This is a genomic window from Scopulibacillus cellulosilyticus (genome assembly GCF_042665295.1).
Classification (GTDB): Bacteria; Bacillota; Bacilli; order Bacillales; family Sporolactobacillaceae; genus Scopulibacillus_A; species Scopulibacillus_A cellulosilyticus.
This window is the reverse complement of record NZ_JBHTCO010000005.1, coordinates 268,292-286,390: the sequence shown is the minus strand read 5'-3', so window position 1 is coordinate 286,390 and position 18,099 is coordinate 268,292. Positions and strand designations below refer to the sequence as shown.

15 protein-coding genes, 3 pseudogenes, 1 riboswitch and 1 other annotated feature are annotated in these 18,099 nt (G+C 36.6%); of the genes and pseudogenes, 14 read left to right on the top strand and 4 right to left on the bottom strand.

What is annotated here, in order from left to right; genetic code table 11:
• Nucleotides 1–181: 181 nt before the first annotated feature.
• Nucleotides 182–420: pseudogene (locus ACFQRG_RS07915) on the bottom strand (TetR/AcrR family transcriptional regulator); the annotation flags it as partial.
• 185 nt (nucleotides 421–605) lie between these two features.
• On the opposite strand from ACFQRG_RS07915, the gene ACFQRG_RS07910 reads away from it, so the two are divergent.
• From ACFQRG_RS07910 to ACFQRG_RS07890, 5 genes and pseudogenes are all read left to right on the top strand, one after another.
• Nucleotides 606–1,775: an MFS transporter gene (locus ACFQRG_RS07910; protein ID WP_380965319.1), complete on the top strand. Its 1,170-nt coding sequence runs from the start codon at nucleotides 606–608 to the stop codon at nucleotides 1,773–1,775.
• A gap of 393 nt (nucleotides 1,776–2,168) precedes the next feature.
• Nucleotides 2,169–2,456 carry an MFS transporter gene (locus ACFQRG_RS07905; RefSeq protein WP_380965318.1) on the top strand — a complete coding sequence of 96 codons (288 nt, stop codon included), beginning with the start codon at nucleotides 2,169–2,171 and terminating at the stop codon, nucleotides 2,454–2,456.
• 260 nt (nucleotides 2,457–2,716) lie between these two features.
• Nucleotides 2,717–3,472: a carboxymuconolactone decarboxylase family protein gene (locus ACFQRG_RS07900; protein ID WP_380965317.1), complete on the top strand. Its 756-nt coding sequence runs from the start codon at nucleotides 2,717–2,719 to the stop codon at nucleotides 3,470–3,472.
• 18 nt (nucleotides 3,473–3,490) lie between these two features.
• Entirely contained in the window at nucleotides 3,491–4,237 is a 747-nt protein-coding gene (locus ACFQRG_RS07895; RefSeq protein ID WP_380965316.1) for an SDR family oxidoreductase, read from the top strand.
• 140 nt (nucleotides 4,238–4,377) lie between these two features.
• Nucleotides 4,378–4,491 (top strand): annotated as a pseudogene (locus tag ACFQRG_RS07890) (aldo/keto reductase); the annotation flags it as partial.
• A 50-nt stretch (nucleotides 4,492–4,541) separates the two neighbouring features.
• On the opposite strand, the pseudogene ACFQRG_RS07885 reads toward ACFQRG_RS07890, so the two are convergent.
• Nucleotides 4,542–4,979 (bottom strand): annotated as a pseudogene (locus tag ACFQRG_RS07885) (Tn3 family transposase); the annotation flags it as partial.
• A 220-nt stretch (nucleotides 4,980–5,199) separates the two neighbouring features.
• Nucleotides 5,200–5,458, top strand: a binding site (T-box leader).
• Between the two features lie 52 nt (nucleotides 5,459–5,510).
• On the opposite strand from ACFQRG_RS07885, the gene trpS reads away from it, so the two are divergent.
• Nucleotides 5,511–6,521: a tryptophan--tRNA ligase gene (gene trpS / locus ACFQRG_RS07880; RefSeq protein ID WP_380965315.1), complete on the top strand. Its 1,011-nt coding sequence runs from the start codon at nucleotides 5,511–5,513 to the stop codon at nucleotides 6,519–6,521.
• A gap of 675 nt (nucleotides 6,522–7,196) precedes the next feature.
• Here trpS and ACFQRG_RS07875 read toward each other — a convergent pair.
• Complete coding sequence (locus tag ACFQRG_RS07875; protein ID WP_380965314.1) at nucleotides 7,197–7,736, bottom strand: TetR/AcrR family transcriptional regulator; 540 nt, start codon at nucleotides 7,734–7,736, stop codon at nucleotides 7,197–7,199.
• Nucleotides 7,737–7,911: 175 nt separating this feature from the next.
• Between ACFQRG_RS07875 and ACFQRG_RS07870 the strand changes: the two genes are divergently transcribed.
• The 6 genes from ACFQRG_RS07870 to ACFQRG_RS07845 all read left to right on the top strand — a co-directional run bounded on the left by ACFQRG_RS07870 (nucleotide 7,912) and on the right by ACFQRG_RS07845 (nucleotide 14,445).
• Nucleotides 7,912–8,343: an acyclic terpene utilization AtuA family protein gene (locus ACFQRG_RS07870; protein WP_380965313.1), complete on the top strand. Its 432-nt coding sequence runs from the start codon at nucleotides 7,912–7,914 to the stop codon at nucleotides 8,341–8,343.
• 53 nt (nucleotides 8,344–8,396) lie between these two features.
• Nucleotides 8,397–9,917 carry a CoA transferase gene (locus tag ACFQRG_RS07865; protein WP_380965312.1) on the top strand — a complete coding sequence of 507 codons (1,521 nt, stop codon included), beginning with the start codon at nucleotides 8,397–8,399 and terminating at the stop codon, nucleotides 9,915–9,917.
• A 458-nt stretch (nucleotides 9,918–10,375) separates the two neighbouring features.
• Nucleotides 10,376–10,738 carry a Replication termination protein gene (locus ACFQRG_RS07860; protein ID WP_380965311.1) on the top strand — a complete coding sequence of 121 codons (363 nt, stop codon included), beginning with the start codon at nucleotides 10,376–10,378 and terminating at the stop codon, nucleotides 10,736–10,738.
• A gap of 188 nt (nucleotides 10,739–10,926) precedes the next feature.
• Nucleotides 10,927–12,093: an NAD(P)/FAD-dependent oxidoreductase gene (locus tag ACFQRG_RS07855; RefSeq protein WP_380965310.1), complete on the top strand. Its 1,167-nt coding sequence runs from the start codon at nucleotides 10,927–10,929 to the stop codon at nucleotides 12,091–12,093.
• A 124-nt stretch (nucleotides 12,094–12,217) separates the two neighbouring features.
• Nucleotides 12,218–12,333: riboswitch (TPP riboswitch) on the top strand.
• A gap of 130 nt (nucleotides 12,334–12,463) precedes the next feature.
• Nucleotides 12,464–14,251, top strand: a complete 1,788-nt coding sequence (gene thiC, locus ACFQRG_RS07850) for a phosphomethylpyrimidine synthase ThiC (protein ID WP_380965309.1) — start codon at nucleotides 12,464–12,466, stop codon at nucleotides 14,249–14,251.
• Nucleotides 14,252–14,271: 20 nt separating this feature from the next.
• Nucleotides 14,272–14,445: a serine protease gene (locus ACFQRG_RS07845; protein WP_380965308.1), complete on the top strand. Its 174-nt coding sequence runs from the start codon at nucleotides 14,272–14,274 to the stop codon at nucleotides 14,443–14,445.
• 75 nt (nucleotides 14,446–14,520) lie between these two features.
• Here the strand turns inward: ACFQRG_RS07845 and ACFQRG_RS07840 are convergent, their stop codons facing one another.
• A complete protein-coding gene (locus ACFQRG_RS07840; protein WP_380965307.1) occupies nucleotides 14,521–15,240 on the bottom strand; it encodes an EcsC family protein in 720 nt (239 codons plus the stop codon).
• 186 nt (nucleotides 15,241–15,426) lie between these two features.
• Between ACFQRG_RS07840 and ACFQRG_RS07835 the strand changes: the two genes are divergently transcribed.
• Nucleotides 15,427–17,049 (top strand): ABC-F family ATP-binding cassette domain-containing protein, encoded by a 1,623-nt coding sequence (locus tag ACFQRG_RS07835; RefSeq protein ID WP_380965306.1) that lies wholly within the window; start codon nucleotides 15,427–15,429, stop codon nucleotides 17,047–17,049.
• A gap of 579 nt (nucleotides 17,050–17,628) precedes the next feature.
• On the top strand, nucleotides 17,629–17,955 hold the full coding sequence (locus ACFQRG_RS07830) for a phosphoribosyl-ATP pyrophosphohydrolase (protein WP_380965305.1): 327 nt from the start codon (nucleotides 17,629–17,631) through the stop codon (nucleotides 17,953–17,955).
• The last annotated feature ends 144 nt before the right edge of the window (nucleotides 17,956–18,099 follow it).

The window sequence follows — 18,099 nt, the reverse complement described above, 5'->3', positions numbered from 1 at the left end:
TTTACTAAATGGAGAGATTGGATTTTTTTTTAATAAATTTATAAAGTGTTTATAATTAGTTAGTAATAATACCTAGCTTTATTACCAACTTTTACTTTAACCATCATCGAAACTATCCCTTTCTCACCTTTCAGACACTTCAGTTACAATCTTCTTCATCTCACTACATTACAAAATCTAAATCCATTTCAGCTGCTGATTCGCACATTATCCTTAGTTCATTAATATGTTCTTCAATGATTTTTCCAGTAAATCAAACTTATCCAATTAATGAAGATAAATGGTTCCTCGGTTAACATTTGCTCGGTCAGCAATATCCTGAATGGTAATATCATCAAAATTTTTATCAGACATCGGTTCGATAACAGCTTTTTTGATAGCTTCCTGGCTTTTGGTTATTCTTCTATCCACTTTAGACATTGTTAGGTCACTAATCTTTCCAGATAATCAGCAGTTTTGATAGATTTGTTGAATAATCAACAAATAGCGTTCATTTAACGATTGAAAACATCCTTTTTCTTTTTATAATTATAAACAGATGCTGATTAATCAGCATCTGTTTATTTTTCGAGTTTTATCATTAATGAAAGTAGGAGGCGAATTTTGTGGCTAAACGAAATAATTTACTTATATTAATATTGACCATAGGTGTATTCGGTATCTTAAATACGGAAATGGGGATCGTTGGGATATTACCTTTAATTGCTGATCATTTCCATATCAGTATATCCAAAGCAGGGTTGCTAGTGAGTCTCTTTGCACTTGCTGTTGCAATATCTGGGCCAACTATGCCGTTATTGTTTTCGAGCATAAATCGCAAGAAGGTAATGTTACTTGTACTAGGTGTTTTTGTTCTGGGTAACATTGTCTCCATATTTGCATCAAACTTTACCATTTTATTAATTGCTCGTGTGATTCCAGCCTTTTTACATCCAGTTTATGTCTCAATAGCTTTGACCGCAGCAGCAGCCTCAGTTAGCAAGGAAGAAGCTCCAAAAGCTACTTCTAAAGTATTTATGGGAGTAACGGGGGGGATGATACTTGGTGCACCAGTCTCTAGTTTTATTGCTAATACAACTTCGCTTGAAATGGCTTTTGTTTTCTTTACTATTGTGAATGCTATAGCATTCATTGCTATATTACTATTTGTACCATCTATGCCTGTTGAGGAAAGACTTTCTTATGGATCTCAATTAAGTGTATTAAAAAAACCAATTACTTGGCTATCCATTGCTGCTGTCATTTTTATAAATGCAGCGATGTATGGAGTTAGTAGTTACCTTGCTGAGTATCTTGAAACCATTACGAATATACCCGGGAAAACGATTAGTTTAATGTTATTCATATTCGGTGGGGCAAGTATAATAGGAAACATCGTCGCCGGGAAGTTGCTTACTAAAAATGCCATAATATCTGTAGCATCTTTTCCATTCGTATTAGGGGCCGTTTACATCTTATTGTTCTTAATAGGACAGTTCACTGTACCTATGGCATTAATTGTTTTGATTTTTGGAATAGTAGTGGCTATAGGTAATAATATTAGTCAATATTGGATTACGTCTGCAGCTCCAGAAGCCCCTGAATTCTCGAATGGATTGTTTCTAGCATCCGGTAACTTAGGGGTAACAACCGGTACATCGGTAGGCGGATTAGTTATATCAGGAATGGGTACACAGTACGTCGTATTAGGCGGATTCCTATTCTTAATATTGAGTTTAGTATTTATTTTAATGAGAAACTACAAATATAGTCCTATAAATCAATTTTCTAGATAGGAATTAATTCAACATTCTATAAAAGTTGCCTATTATTAAAGAATTGTTTTCAAAAGAAAAAGAAAAAAGTTTATTAAGAAAGGATGTTATTGGGGCTAAACCGAGATACGTGTAAAAATGGGTCATAGGCTTACTTTTATTTCCAAATTGCACAATATCAAAAATAGCATTAAAGAAACACGAATTGTGAATTTTAACCTAAAAAAGCCGATCTTCCAACTAGGAACATCTGCTTTTTTTCAGTAATAAACAGATTTTGCGCTTGTTGTCGCTATTGCTGTACCAGTTTTACCGGTGGTATTTTCAGGTATTTCGAAAACGGCGATTTTGTTTCCGATTATAATGGGGCTCGTTTATATTGTATGGTTTTTCACAGGTGAGTTTATAGTTTCTATGGTAATTATAATGGCGCTATTTGGAATTTTGTTTTCCATACAAAATAATATTAACCAATATTGGATTACGTCGGCTGCTCCTGAGGCACCCGATTTTGCAAACGGATTATTTGTGTCCTGCTCCAACTGGGGAATAAGCATCGGTACAGCTGTGGGAGGTTTACTGATATCGGGAATGGGTATCAAATACATCGTCTGGGCAGGAGTGTTATTTCTGATTTTAAGTTGGGTGACTATTCTCGTCCGAAGCTTTCTATATAACCCGGTAAAAGAGCTCTCTAAGTAGGAAAGAGGGCACGTAGACTGCCTCCTTTTCTTAAAAGTGAATTGCCTAGCATTAAAAATTTCATTGATTACTCAACAATTTTGATTGATATGTTGAGTAATCAACGAATTGCGTTCAATTAACCATTGAAAGCAACTTGTTTCTTTTTATAATTGTAAACAGATGTTGATTAATCAATCAATATTGATTTTAAATAGGCAATAAGTTCAGCTGGCTTTGAAAATAATAGAAATAAATTAAGTTCAACAGGAGGCTAATTTATGGATCGTATTGAAAAGAGCAAAGAAAAATACAAACAGCTATTTGGCGATGGAGTTCCTGCCGCATACGCTACTGATCCTGATTTTCAGGACATCCTGAGCCGATTCATTTTTGGGGAAGTTTTTTATCAAGGTAATCTGGATGATAAGCAACGTGAGCTTATTACTCTGGCAGTGCTTGCTGCCAACCAGTCGTTACCACAGCTAAAGGCGCATGTTGGTGCGGCTCTGAACGCGGGGCTGACACCTGTAGAAATAAAAGAGGCAGTTTACCAGTGTGCTCCGTACATTGGATTCCCCAAAACACTTAATGCCATCACTGAGATAAATGAGGTTTTCAAATCAAAGAATATTGAGTTACCAATTGAAAGCCAAAGTCAGGTTGAAGAAGATAATCGTTTTGACAAGGGACTTGCAGTGCAGGTAGAAATTTTTGGTGATGTTATTGCAAAAAATCGGGAGAGTGCCCCATCAAATCAGAAGCATATACAAGATTACCTTTCGGCTTTCTGCTTTGGAGACTTCTACACTCGTGGCGGGCTCGATTTGAAAACACGGGAGTTGTTAACACTCTGCATCATAAGTGCGCTCGGTGGTGCTGAGGGTCAAGTGAAGGCACATGTGCAGGGAAACTTGAATGTCGGTAATGACAAGGAAACTTTGATCACCGCCATCACCCACTGCCTGCCATATATGGGTTTTCCGAGAACACTTAACGCATTAGCTTGTTTCAATGAAATTATTCCTGAAAATTAAGAAAGGGTGTTATTTATTATGTCTCATATTCAAGATAAAGTTATCATTATTACAGGTGCTTCTTCCGGGATTGGAGAAGCTGCTGCAAAAGAACTTGCATCAAAAGGTGCGAAATTGGTACTTGCAGCTCGTCGTGAAGACCGTTTAAAGAAATTACAAGATGAAATTCAAAATAATGGCGGACAGGCTATTTATAAAGTGACAGATGTGACTTCTCTTACACAAATGGAAGAACTCGCTGCCCATACTCTTAAGAAGTTTGGAAAAATAGATGTATTAGTCAATAATGCCGGAATCATGCCACAAGCTTTTCTTAATGAAAATAAAGTTGATGAGTGGGATAAGATGATTGATGTCAACATCAAAGGTGTTTTGTATGCCATCGCTGCTATCGTTCCATCTATGAGAGAACGCAAATCCGGTCATGTTATTAATCTTTCTTCGGTAGCTGGACATAACATCTACCCTGGCGGAACGGTTTACTGCGGTACCAAATTTGCAGTTAAAGCCATTTCTGAAGGCTTGCGTCAAGAAGAAGCGATGAATGGGACAAATATCCGTGTCACAAATGTTTCTCCTGGGGCTGTCAGCAGTGAATTATTAGAAACTACAACAGACCCAACGATGAAAGCAGGATTAGATGAATTTTACCAAGTGGCAATCGATGCTGACCGGATTGCTCGTGCCATTGCATTCGCAATAGAGCAACCATCAGATGTTGGTATCAATGAAATGATTATTCGTCCAACTGTTCAAGTTGGTTAATTGTATCAAAACATTTGGCTCATTATTTTTACAAGGGTCAAACGCATGGAAAGATCATATATTATCTGCCACCTAAAAAGGGATAATAGTAAAAATTTCGGTGTAACTGATCTTTGTTCATAGAAAGTGAGGCGAATCAAATGGAATATACGAAACTTGGAAATACAGGATTGGATGTTTCTAAATTTTGTCTTGGCTGTATGAGTTTTGGTGAAGCTGAAAAATGGATTCATCAATGGGTACTTAATGAAGAGCATAGGGGTAGTACCAGCGAAGCTGTCACTACCCGCAATAAGGAATTAAATTAAAAATACACCATTTCTGATTGCACTACTTCAATTGGAATTCGCTCCATCATATCCAATTTAAAGATGCCGTAAGGATTTACGTGGCTGTAGATAAGCGGACTTAACGCTCTCAAATCTTCCGGAGTCATCATATCCATCCATTTCTTTTCTGATAAAACAGATTGAATCATGAGTGTATTTATATACACAAGACAATTTTGTAATAAATGGAGGGAAAGAACAGCAATCTCCTGGTCTTCCAATCTATTTGTTGAAATTTCTCCACCTTTTCCGTAAAAAATAAACCCGTTGGCGGAATTCCAATTCTCTACAACATTGAGCCCTTCATTAATTTCTCTCCGAATGTCTTCCGAGCCTATATAATCACACAAGAAAATGGTTTTAATGACTTTTCCTAACTCAGAAAGGGCCTGATAAGTAGGGTCGTTTTTGTTACGGTGTTTTCATAAAAAATTTTATTTTATAAAAAGTAGTTAAGTTAAAAGCTTCAATCACTCTATTCTGTTCATGAATTATTAAGTTCTTTAAATCATAAAGTTGTTTATAAATATCAGTCGTGTTATTTCATTGTGAAGGATTGCACTTCAACGGAATAAGAAATTGATTTGACCTTGGAATATATATGTTTATATAATAATTACAATAAAATAATTGCAATGTCCTATGATGAGGAGAAGTAATTAAATTTAGCTTCAATACAGAGAGTTAGGGTAGATGAGAACCTAGCATGAAGAAATTTAATGAATGGACCTCTAAGGAACAAGGTGAAATCTATAAAGAGAGTATCTAAGTGGTGGGCTGCACCTTATAGCAGATAGAGTATGTTAGTACTCGATAATGAGTGGTGTGATTATATTTAATAAAATAATTACACAATTTAGGTGGCAACACGGAAATAATCTCCGTCCTATTAATTTAGGGCGGAGTTTTTTTATTTAAAAAATAAGAAAAGTAGGAGAGAGCTTATGAAAAAAGAAATTTTGTTAACAGGAGATCGACCTACAGGCAAACTTCACATTGGGCACTATATAGGTTCGTTGAAGAATCGAGTTCAATTACAAGACCAATATAACAGTTTTATAATGATTGCAGATCAACAAGCATTAACTGATAATGCAAGAAATCCTGAGAAAATTAGAAAGCATCTTACTGAAGTAACGTTAGATTACTTATCAGTAGGCATCGATCCTTCCAAAGTAAATATCTTTGTTCAGTCACAGATACCTGAGCTTAATGAATTAACAATGCATTATTTGAATATCGTTACAGTCTCTAGACTTAAAAGAAATCCTACTGTTAAAAATGAAATTAAGGAAAAGAATTTTAACGAGAGCTTGCCTGCTGGATTTCTTATTTATCCAGTTAGCCAAGCTGCGGATATTACGGCTTTTAAAGCAACTGTGGTTCCAGTTGGAGAAGATCAAATACCTATGGTTGAACAAACTAAAGAAATTGTAAGAAGCTTTAATTCTATCTATAAAAGAGAAGTACTAATCGAACCAAATGCATTACTTCCGGAAAAGGGATTAGTGAGATTACCTGGTATTGATGGTAAGGCAAAAATGAGTAAATCATTAGATAATGCTATTTACTTGTCGGATTCTCCGGACGCAATTCAAAAGAAGGTTATGTCAATGTATACAGATCCAAATCATATTAGAGTAGAAGACCCTGGGAATGTGGAGAATAATACAGTCTTCACTTACTTAGACGCCTTTTGTTTAGATAAAGTGAAATTAGAGGAAATGAAAGAACATTATAAACGGGGTGGTTTAGGAGACGTAAAAGTAAAAAGATATTTGAATGATATACTTCAAGCAGAATTAGGACCAATTAGAAATAAACGAAACTATTATGAAAAAAATCTGGACTATGTGTTTGAAGTATTGAAAAGAGGAAGTCTAAATGCACGTTCAGTCGCAGCAGAAACACTTTTAGAAGTAAGGGAAGCAATAGGAATAAATTATTTTAAATAATGGATAGATAGGGGTATGCGCGTTGAAAGTATTAAACTTAAACAACTTATTGTAATCTTGACATTTCCTTATTGCGGGTGGTGACAGCTTCGCTGGTACTACCCCTAATAAAACGACCCTATTAATATTCCTGCAATACAAAGTAATACGATTAAAATAATAATACTTTTTTCATATTTAATCTCCATAGATTCTTTAAGACCATTGTAACTTTCTTAACGTTGTTAAAAATGGGGGAATCGTCTCGAAAATGTGCTTAGCGTTGTAAATCCGCATTTTCCTGACGATACCCCTTTTTAAAATGGTTATCAGTTATTGCTGGCTTGGTTTTAATAGGGTTTGGTGTAAACTTTGGCTATAGGGCAATCAAAAGTTTACTACTTATTATAAGTTAGGTACATATTATACCACTTTTTTTCGGGTGGTTTTCTTCTAAATTAAAGTTTAATATATCAGCAAATGTTTATGCATTTTCTCCCTTTATTATTTACCATATGCTGCCAATTTTGTTTTAGCGTAAAGAAAATCGGCTTTTTCCATGTCGAAATTTGCTTAGTGTACGTTTTCTGCGTTTTTCTGCCGGAACCCCAAGATGGGTTAAGAATTGGTTAACCCATCTTTCATTTCCAAGAAATGTATTGGTATAGGTTTGGCTCTACCATTATTGAATTGAATTCAGTGTTTAACCAGTATAAAATCCATGGTTAACTGAGCCATTTGATCATCACTTTCAAGCATATTGTTTTTACACCACTCAATTAATATCTGAAACAATCCACCAGCAATAAAATGAGCCTTATATTTGGCTTCCACCGTATTTTTAGCCAACTCTAAAGATGATGCTTGTAATAAAGGATGTATATTTTTTTCAAGGTGTTCCAGAAGGATATATGTCACATTTGATTTAATTAAATTATCAAGTAATATTTTATGATGTCTAAAAAAGCAAAAAAAGGTTTTAGCCTTTTGGTATGGGGTTACCGAATCTTTATTTTCAAATTCATTCAAGAAATGCAAAATTAATTCGTTGAGATGGTCATGTATGATTTCTTCTTTCGAACTATAATTCCTATAATAAGCCATTCTTGAAACTCCAGCTTTATTAGTGATTTCAGTGATCGATATATCATTAAAATTCTTATTCGCCAGCAAGATCATAAACGCCTCAAATATACATTCTTTTACTAAAATATTTTGTACGTTACCATTTTCCATTATTACAAATTCCCCTTTTTTGTCACAGTAGCCGTGCAGGTCATTGTTAAACGAAAGAAAATCCCCTAAAATTATAGATGTTACAATTGTAACATCAAAAACCTAAATATGAAATAACCATGGTTATAATAGCTATTTTTTCATTGGAAATTTTGTTGAAGGAGGAAATATAACAATGAAAAGACCTATACGAGTTGCAAACTTCTCTGGGGCACTTGGAGATCGTACTACCGCGTTATCAGAGGTTGTTAATGGTGAACCGGTAGATGTAGCAATTGGCGATTATATGGCAGAAATCACTATGGCAAATGTCGCCACACAATTCATTGGAAATAATGAAAAGTTAGATGGATTTTCAGCAGATATTTTCTTAGAACAACTAAAACCGGAATTATCTCTAATTGCGAAAAAAGGTATTAAAATAGTTGTGAATGCCGGAGTATTTAATCCAAGAGGGCTTGTCGAAGCTGTTCGTCAAGAAATACAGAATCAAAATTTATCTCTTACAGCGGCACTTGTGGAAGGTGAAAATCTTCTAAATCGAGTAGATGAATTACGTGCGGAAGGACAATTAAAACATATGGAAAAGCTTGTTCCTCTGAATTAACCTAATGTTTGTTTTACAAAAAATACAGTTGAATCTTGAAGAGGTGGGCTAGCATGACAAAAATAGAATTAACAGAAAGATTAAAAGAGTCTATTCATTCAAGGATAGCTTTAGAAGAAGATTTCGATATTCATAATGAATTAGAACAGGTCTTAAATGAAATAGGGCTTTCTGCAAAGGACGCTGGTGGGGGTATTAGTTTCTATGGAGCAGATCCAATTGTAAACAGCACGGTGCGCTTAGGTGCCGGGTCTGCCGTAGGGCTCATGGCCAAATCGGTTGCCGCAGCCAATATCTATAAAATGCGCGGTGGAAAAGGGCAAAACCTTCATGTGGATTTAGCAAAAGCTGTAGAAAGATTGGGCGTTTCTTATAAAATGTTGGAACGTATCAATGGTTATCCATTTGACATGACAGATCTAAACCTTTATTCTCTTATTTCATTTTATAAAACAAAAGATAATCGATTTATTATACCATCAAATATATACCCAAAATTACGGGATAAGATGCAGAAATTGTTAGGTTGTGGAAATGATCCAAAATCGGTTGCCGAAGCGATTTCTCAATGGAATGCTGAAGACCTTGAAAAAGCAGGCGAAAAAAACGGCATTGTCATGGGTATGGTACGAACATTGGAAGAATTTATGAAGGAGCCTGTTTATAAAGATTATCTGGAAAATACACCTCTAATTGAAATAGAAAAAATCGGTGATTGTGATCCTGAGCCATTTACACAAGACCCATCAACACCGTTGGAGGGAGTAAGGGCTTTAGGATTAGGACATGTTATAGCAGGAGCCGGAATAGGCCGTGTATTTGCAGCACACGGAGCAGACGTATTGAATATTTGGCGTTTGAATGAATTCGAGCATGATGGTGCCTATTATACTGCGAACGTTGGCATGCGTTCAGCTAGATTAAATTATAAAGCTTCTGAAGGACAAAAACGATTAAAAGAGTTGTTGAAGGAATCTGATATCTTATTCGCTAATCGCAGACCAAGGCTAATGGAGGAGATCGGAATGACTGCTGAAGAGTGTGCTGAAATGCGTCCTGGTATCATTTACTGCAACACAAGTGCACATGGAGACAAAGGCCCGTGGAAGAATCGTCCTGGATTTGACCAAGTTGCTGGTGCTGTTACAGGAATGATGACTTTTGAAGGTGATGAAAAGAGCCCTAAAATACCTGTTATTAATGTTGTAAATGACTACTTAGTATCTTGGTTAGCTGCGGCAGGTTGTATGGCTGCTTTGGCTAGAAGAGCTGCAGAAGGCGGAAGTTACCGTGTTCATGTTTCCCTTACAAGGGTCTCTTTATGGCTACTTTCACTAGGTATCTTTGATAAAGATTATGTTGCTGCAACGGCCGGTAAAGTAAAAGGATATGAAGAGATGAAGCCGGAGCTATTCCAAGCGCAAACTAGTGTCGGTCTATATCAAGGATATACTGATCAAGTTCATATGTCTGAAACTCCTGAATCTTATAGGACTGTACTAATGCCTCGGGGATCCAATCAGGCTGTTTGGTTGCCTCGTGATCCACAGTTTAAGATGAATTTTAAATTATAGAGATTTAAATTGGGTAGTTAGTACGGCTATGAATAGAGTTTAATTAAACAGCCACTATAAACGAGTAAAAAAAGAGCGTGTTTTGATAAAAATTATTTAAAACACGCTCTTGATATGTTCTATTGCACTATTCTTTTATAAAAATTTTAATCATTTTCTGTATATCTTTTTTCCAATAATTGGCTGATTATTTGAATCAATGAAAATAAATTAGCCTTTACAATCCCTATATATGGAAAAAAACGCCATGGCACTTCATTACTGTAAATAATTAAAGTGAAAAATTCCCTTATATACAAGTTTTGAATTTTTTTCTATTTTCTATTGTTCTTTAGGAACACTGTTCTTAATATTCAATAGAGCCCTTATTTTAAAGAAATTTAGTTAATAAGGGAAATTCTTGTCGAATTATATGATATGATAATTTCATAGGAAATGACAAGCAGGTGAGTAAAGTTATGGCTAACCGATTTTTAACAAAACAACGAGCTGTGTTAAAACTGTACCTCATCAATTTAGTTGAACAAGATAGATTATATGGACTGCAATTTCTTCAGTTGCTTAGAAAAGAATTTGAGCCTTATGGATTTCGGCCGACACATTCAGAAATTTATAAGTCGCTGCATGAGTTAACAAAAGAGGGGATACTATTTCGGACAAAAAAATTAAAAGGAGAAGGTCAAGATGGCTTTCAGGAGATTGTAATTTATCAATTTACAGAAGGTGGATATGAGAAAGCCAAGGCTTACAAGAAATTAGTAAAGCAAGATCTTGACCGGAGCCAGCAGATGATTAACAAAATATTAAGGGATAATTATTAAAAGTCTCTAGTCTTGGTACAAATCCCTTTTTAATATAAATAGCTGATCAACGTTTAAAATGGTGGAAATATTTCATTTATTATAAGGTCTTTTTAAATTTATAAAATATTCAATATTCATATAGGCAAACCGTTAATAAAACGATATAAATAATAGTATAGATGACTATTTTAAAAGGGGTGGGTTGATTGTATCATAAAGCAGATATTATTATTGTCGGGGGAGGGGTAATGGGTTCCAGTGTTGCCTATAATCTTTTAAAAGACGGTTATGAAGGCAAGATTATTCTTTTTGAGAAAGACAGGCTTTATGAATTTTCATCAACTCCCAGAAGCGCCGGCGGTCTTCGCCAGCTATATACAACAGCGATTAATATACAAATCAGCCGCTACAGCCTGCAAGTCTATCAAACCTTTCCTGAAGATATGGCTGTTGATGGTGAGAATGCTGAAATCGATTTTAAAAAGAGAGGCTATTTGTTTCTGGGGACAGAGGGTATGATTGATAGCTTTAAAAAGCAATTAAAGCTGCAAAACGCTTACGGTGTACCTTCTGAATTACTTGATAAAATGGGTCTTCTCGACATTATTCCTGAACTTAATGTTGAAGATTTAGCCGGCGGCCTTTATTGCTCTGAAGATGGCTACCTTGATCCTTATTCTGTGATGCAGGGCTATGTCAAGAAAGCTAAAAGTCTGGGAGCGGAATACATTTATCAAGAAATCGATCACCTGATCATTAATAATAATAAGGTTAATGGCGTGTGTTCAGCGGATGGTACTGAGTATCATGCGCCTGTCGTCATTAACTGTGCAGGCGCTTGGGCATCTTTTTTAAGTGAAAAGGCCGGTCTTCCAATTCCCGTCGTTCCATTAAAAAGGCAAATTTTCCAATTTAATACAGAAACCCCTTTGGAAAATAAATTACCGCTGACAATTGATCCGACAGGCGTTTATTTCCGCCATGAAGGGGAAACATTAATTTGCGGTTTTTCTGAAGATATAGAACCCGGTATTGATTTTACTTGGAAACGATCCTATTTCATCGAAAAGCTATGGCCTGTACTTGCCGAACGTATCAGCAATTTTGAAAGAATAAAATTAGAAAAAGGTTGGGCAGGGTTATACAGCTTTAATACAAAGGATCAAAATGCGATTATAGGAGAGCATCCTCAATGCCAAGGCTATTATTTAGCTTGCGGTTTCAGCGGCCATGGCATGCAGCAGGCGCCTGCTGTCGGTAAGGGGCTGTCAGAACTGATTAGAAAAGGACGGTATGAAACGATTGACTTGAGTCCATTAAGAGTCGAGCGGTTTGCGGAAAACGACTTGGTCATTGAAGGAGCAATTGTTTAAACAGCAATTTATGTAATCGCTGACATCGTTCCCGCCGTATGAAGCTGGATTATGAATTAGGCATATTGAACCATTTTCAATCATAGAAGTATAGGTTATAGTTAGAGCATGGAAAATTAAATATACTTTTAACTAGGGGTGTCCAAAAAGCTTGGGCTGAGAGAGAAGCGCGACGATGTTTCTTGACCCTCGGGACCTGATCTGGTTCATACCAGCGTGGGAAAGTTAATTTTGCGACTATGATAAACTTATAAATTTGAGTTTACTAGCCGGGTCCTGTCAATTGGATCCGGCTTTTTTCATGTTGGATATTACGTTCCGGATCTCGTCCTTAACAAAATCATAACATTTTGAAAAGGAGAGATTTTCAATGGCAAACAGCTCTGTTAATGAAATGAACATTTCGATCATGTCTAATTTTTCCGGCAGTAAAAAAGTATACATAGAAGGGTCAAGGCCAGATCTCAAAGTGCCAATGCGTGAAATTGAGCTAAGTCCTACAACCGGCACTTTTGGCAATGAGGAAAACCCTCCCGTACGCGTCTATGATACAAGCGGACCGTATACCGATCCCGATTATTCTGTAGATATCAGAAAGGGGTTACCGGCTTTACGAAGAAAATGGATATTAGAGCGCGACGATGTTGAAGAATACGAGGGACGTGAAGTCAAACCGGAGGATAATGGCTATAAAAATCGGAATAAACAAACAAGCCGCGAGCATTATCAATCATTAAAGCGAGAGCCATTACGCGCAAAAGAAGGGAAAAATGTAACCCAATTACATTATGCCCGAAAAGGTATCATTACTCCGGAAATGGAGTTCATTGCAATAAGGGAAAATGTCTCAGCTGAATTTGTCCGCGACGAGGTTGCCAGCGGCCGCGCCATTATTCCAGCCAACATTAATCACCCAGAAAGCGAACCGATGATTATTGGACGGAATTTTCATGTAAAGATTAATGCCAATATTGGCAATTCTGCGGTTACTTCATCAATTGAGGAAGAAGTTGAAAAAATGACATGGGCAACTCGATGGGGCGCAGATACCATGATGGACCTTTCCACAGGTAAAGACATTCATACAACAAGGGAATGGATTATTCGTAACTCACCAGTCCCGGTTGGAACAGTCCCTATTTATCAAGCACTTGAAAAAGTAAACGGTGTTGCTGAAGATCTTACTTGGGAAGTGTACCGTGATACATTAATCGAGCAAGCTGAACAAGGCGTCGACTACTTTACTATTCATGCTGGTGTTCTTCTACGCTATGTACCGCTAACTGCAAAACGTGTGACAGGAATCGTTTCCAGGGGCGGATCAATTATGGCGCAATGGTGCCTATATCATCATAAAGAAAGCTTTCTTTATACTCATTTTGAAGAGATTTGTGAGATTATGAAAAAATATGATATAGCTTTCTCGTTAGGTGATGGGTTGCGCCCTGGTTCAATTGCCGATGCTAACGACGAGGCGCAATTTGCAGAACTGGAAACATTAGGCGAGTTAACAAAAATCGCCTGGAAACATGATGTTCAAGTCATGATCGAAGGGCCGGGTCATGTACCTATGCACCTTATTAAAGAAAATGTTGATAAACAAATGGAAATATGCCAAGAAGCGCCGTTTTATACACTTGGGCCGCTGACAACGGATATAGCGCCGGGTTACGATCACATCACATCGGCCATCGGTGCTGCGATGATTGGCTGGTACGGTACAGCGATGCTTTGCTACGTCACTCCGAAGGAACATCTTGGTCTGCCAAATAAAGATGATGTGAGAGAGGGAGTGATTACCTATAAAATAGCTGCTCATGCCGCTGACCTTGCAAAAGGGCATCCAGGAGCAAAAAATCGTGATGATGCCCTGTCTAAAGCACGTTTTGAATTCCGTTGGCGTGATCAGTTCAATTTATCTCTCGATCCTGAAAAAGCATTAGAATACCACGATGAAACATTGCCGGCTGAAGGGGCGAAAACCGCGCACTTTTGCTCAATGTGCGGCCCTAAATTTTGCAGCATGAGAATTTCACAAGATATAAGAGAGTATGCAAAAGAAAAAGGCCTTGATACACAATCAGCAATAGAAACAGGGCTAAAAGAAAAGGCAAAAGAATTTAAAGAAGCAGGAGGTACCTTATATAAGGAAGTGTAATGCTAAGGAGGGTACTTTCTATGAATAATCACGCAGAAATCATTTTAACAAAGATTCAAGGTTTAGAAAAAGAGATTAACAAATTAAAAGGGGAACTAAAATCTGTTCAGCAGCACTGTGAACATCAATTTGAAAATACTGCCCTTTTTAAGACGTGCATTAAATGTAAATATGTAGAACCATTATATTATTAATAAACCTAAAGCCGATGTTTCCATTTATTTGGAACATCGGCTGTTTTTTTAGGTAAATAAAAGGCATTAAAATTTTTAGTCTAAATCAAATAGACGCATCCGGTAAGCGTTCATAGCCGTTTTCCCGAGTTCATTAAGAAAACGATAATTGCCGACGGCCCCGACAATCGCTCCAAAACCGGGTATGATTTGCAATAGTTTAACAAGATCAATATAATCGCGATAATCTTGTTGAAACTCTTGCCAATCAAGTTCTTCAATCGTTGAGTAATGGCTGACTGTTTCCGGCCAATTTTTTAACTTTAAGAAAGCTGCCATTCGTTTTTTATCATTAGAAAAAGCGACCTGGAAAACGTGCAGGACATATAAACGTTCCCGGTAATCTTTAACGTCAAATCCATAAATGCTTGCCACTTCATATAAAAATTTTATTTTCAACGTTAACAGCATTGGAAAATCCGCCAACCCCCACCAAAGGCCGCCTGCACCTGTCCCGGCACCTTCAATAGTTGCTAATCTTTTATAATTAGTTATGATTTGTTTAACTAATTCTTCCCGCTTATATAGAGACATTTCCTTAATCGGTGATTGTTTTGTAGTAATTTCCGATCCAAACATGACAGTCTTTACGACGCCTTTAACACTTTTTGTAATGACATCATGAACCTTCTGGGGAATTTTATCATTAATCTTCTTCTGAACGGAATTCGCTGCCCGGCTGAAGGCTGAAGAGCGTTTCATCATTTTTTTCTGCCAATCAAAGCATTCCTTGCGGGCAAGTTGTTCGTAATCCATGCACAAACATCCTTTAATTGATATGTCTTATTTTATATTATAAATGATCAGCCTTATTATGTTTAGCACACCGCTTAACAATAATAATTTTCAACACTATAAGTATATAAGGCTATAGAGCATTCCCATTTGCTTCTAATACATGTTATAATCAGCTAGATATTACTTTTGGAGGAATCGATACAATTGATTACAGTAAATAATGTGAGTTTAAGATTTGGAGACCGCAAATTATTTGAAGATATTAACATTAAATTTACACCAGGCAATTGTTATGGACTTATCGGGGCTAATGGCGCTGGTAAATCTACTTTTTTAAAAATTTTATCAGGGGAAATGGAATCACAGACCGGAAACGTTTCTATTACACCCGGCGAACGCTTGGCAGTGCTCAAACAAGATCACTTTCAATACGAAGATTATGATGTTTTAAATGTTGTTATTATGGGGCACGCCAGATTATACGAAGTGATGCAGGAGAAGAACGCTATATATATGAAACCTGATTTCTCTGATGAGGACGGCATTAAAGCTGCCGAGCTGGAAGGGGAATTTGCTGAACTTAACGGTTGGGAAGCTGAATCTGAAGCAGCTGTGCTATTGAAAGGACTTGGCATAGAAGAAGGGCTTCATACGAAAAAGATGGCCGAATTAACGGGAGCCGAAAAGGTTAAGGTGCTTTTAGCGCAAGCGTTGTTTGGCAAACCGGATATTTTGCTGCTGGATGAGCCGACAAACCACCTTGATTTAAAAGCTACCCAATGGTTAGAAGAGTTTCTCATTAACTTTGAAAATACGGTTATCGTTGTATCCCACGACCGCCACTTCTTAAATAAAGTTTGTACTAATATCGCTGACTTAGACTTTGGGAAAATTCAAATTTACGTTGGCAACTATGATTTTTGGTATGAATCAAGCCAACTTGCATTAAAAATGGCCCAAGAAGCAAACAAAAAGAAGGAAGAAAAGATCAAAGAACTTCAGAACTTTATTGCCCGATTCAGCGCTAACGCGTCTAAATCGAAACAAGCAACTTCAAGGAAAAAGCTTTTAGAGAAAATTACCCTTGAGGATATCCAGCCATCCTCACGCCGTTATCCTTACGTTCATTTTGCACCGGAGCGTGAGATTGGAAATGATTTATTAATGGTAGAAGGGCTTACAAAAACCATTGATGGCGTTAAAGTTCTTGATAATATAAGCTTTATCATGAATAAAGACGATAAAATTGCTCTTGTTGGTAAGAATGAAATAGCGATCACGACGCTGTTTAAAATTCTAATGGGTGAAATGGCGCCGGACAGCGGTTCATTTAAATGGGGCGTGACAACCTCACAAGCATATTTTCCAAAGGATAACTCAAATTACTTTGAAAACTGTGAGTTAACCCTTGTTGATTGGCTAAGACAATATTCACCTCAAGACCAAACAGAAAGCTTCTTGAGAGGATTCCTCGGAAGAATGCTGTTCTCAGGTGAAGAAGCATTAAAGAAAGCCAATGTTCTGTCAGGAGGGGAGAAGGTACGCTGTATGTTATCGAAAATGATGCTCAGCGGATCGAATGTTCTCCTATTGGATGATCCGACAAACCACCTTGATCTGGAGTCAATCACAGCATTGAACAACGGTCTGATTAACTTTAAAGGATCAATGTTATTCGCATCACACGACCATCAATTTGTTCAATCGATCGCAAACCGTATTATTGAGATTACGCCAAATGGATTAGTTGACAAAGAAATGACGTATGATGAGTATTTAGAAAATGAGGAACTGCAGAAGAAAGTTGAAGCGATGTACGTCCAATAAAATAAACATAAAAGCCACTCTTAGAGTGGCTTTTATGTTTATAATGCCTAATCGTTAATTAAAAGTAATTATATTTCGAAATACTCTGTATATAAATTGTCGAAATTTAAAATGTTTATGTTATAATAAAATAACAGCTGCTAAGCAGGGTGGGTGGCAGCGCCCTCTGTAACACGTTTCTCGTCTGTGCAATGTCACAACGGGGAAGGGGGTGTTGCCAATAATGACGACGTATCAAACTTTGGTCTTAATGATCAGCTTTGAAACGTTAGTCGTCATGATACTTTCAGAAAGAAAAAAGTAACCCTCCCTGCATCGGCAAAGTAGGAGAAGGGCTACCTTTTTCCAAACCGCTACCGCACTTCTTGCGGAGTAGCTGTAACTGAACGTTGGTGACCGCCAGCGTTCTTTTTATTATTTATCTTTTTATTTATTATATACAACATGAGCTTTAAAAACAAGAAGTTTACAATTTTACACCCTTGACTTCACTTGAAACCATAAACCTTTGGTCATAAACAAACCTATACTTTCAATATTGTTATCAATTATCAATTAATAGAAAAGGTGGAATAATTAATGCCAATATATAATAAACTAGTTCGTGACAAAATACCTAAGATAATTCAAGAAAATGGAGAAACTTGCAAGATTATTAAACTCGATCCTTCAACATATTTCCAAAAGTTAAAAGTAAAATTAAAAGAGGAATTGAACGAGTATTTACAAGCGGAAAATGATGAAGATTCAGTTAAAGAGCTTGCTGATATTTTAGAAATAATATATTCTCTATCGGTTATCCATGGGAAAGGATTTGAGGAGATAGAAGCAGCGAGACAAAAGAAATTGATTGAACGTGGTGGATTTAAAGAAAAAATATTCTTGATTGAAATCAGTAAGGTTTAAATTTAATTTTGAATACGGAGAATAAATTATCGTATTTCTTTCGATTTATTCTGCAGTCGTTTGCTGCCATCTAACAGAATTTAATCTTTTGTTACTTGTCACTAACTAATATTGTAATAATTTTATGTAAACTAAAAAAATAAA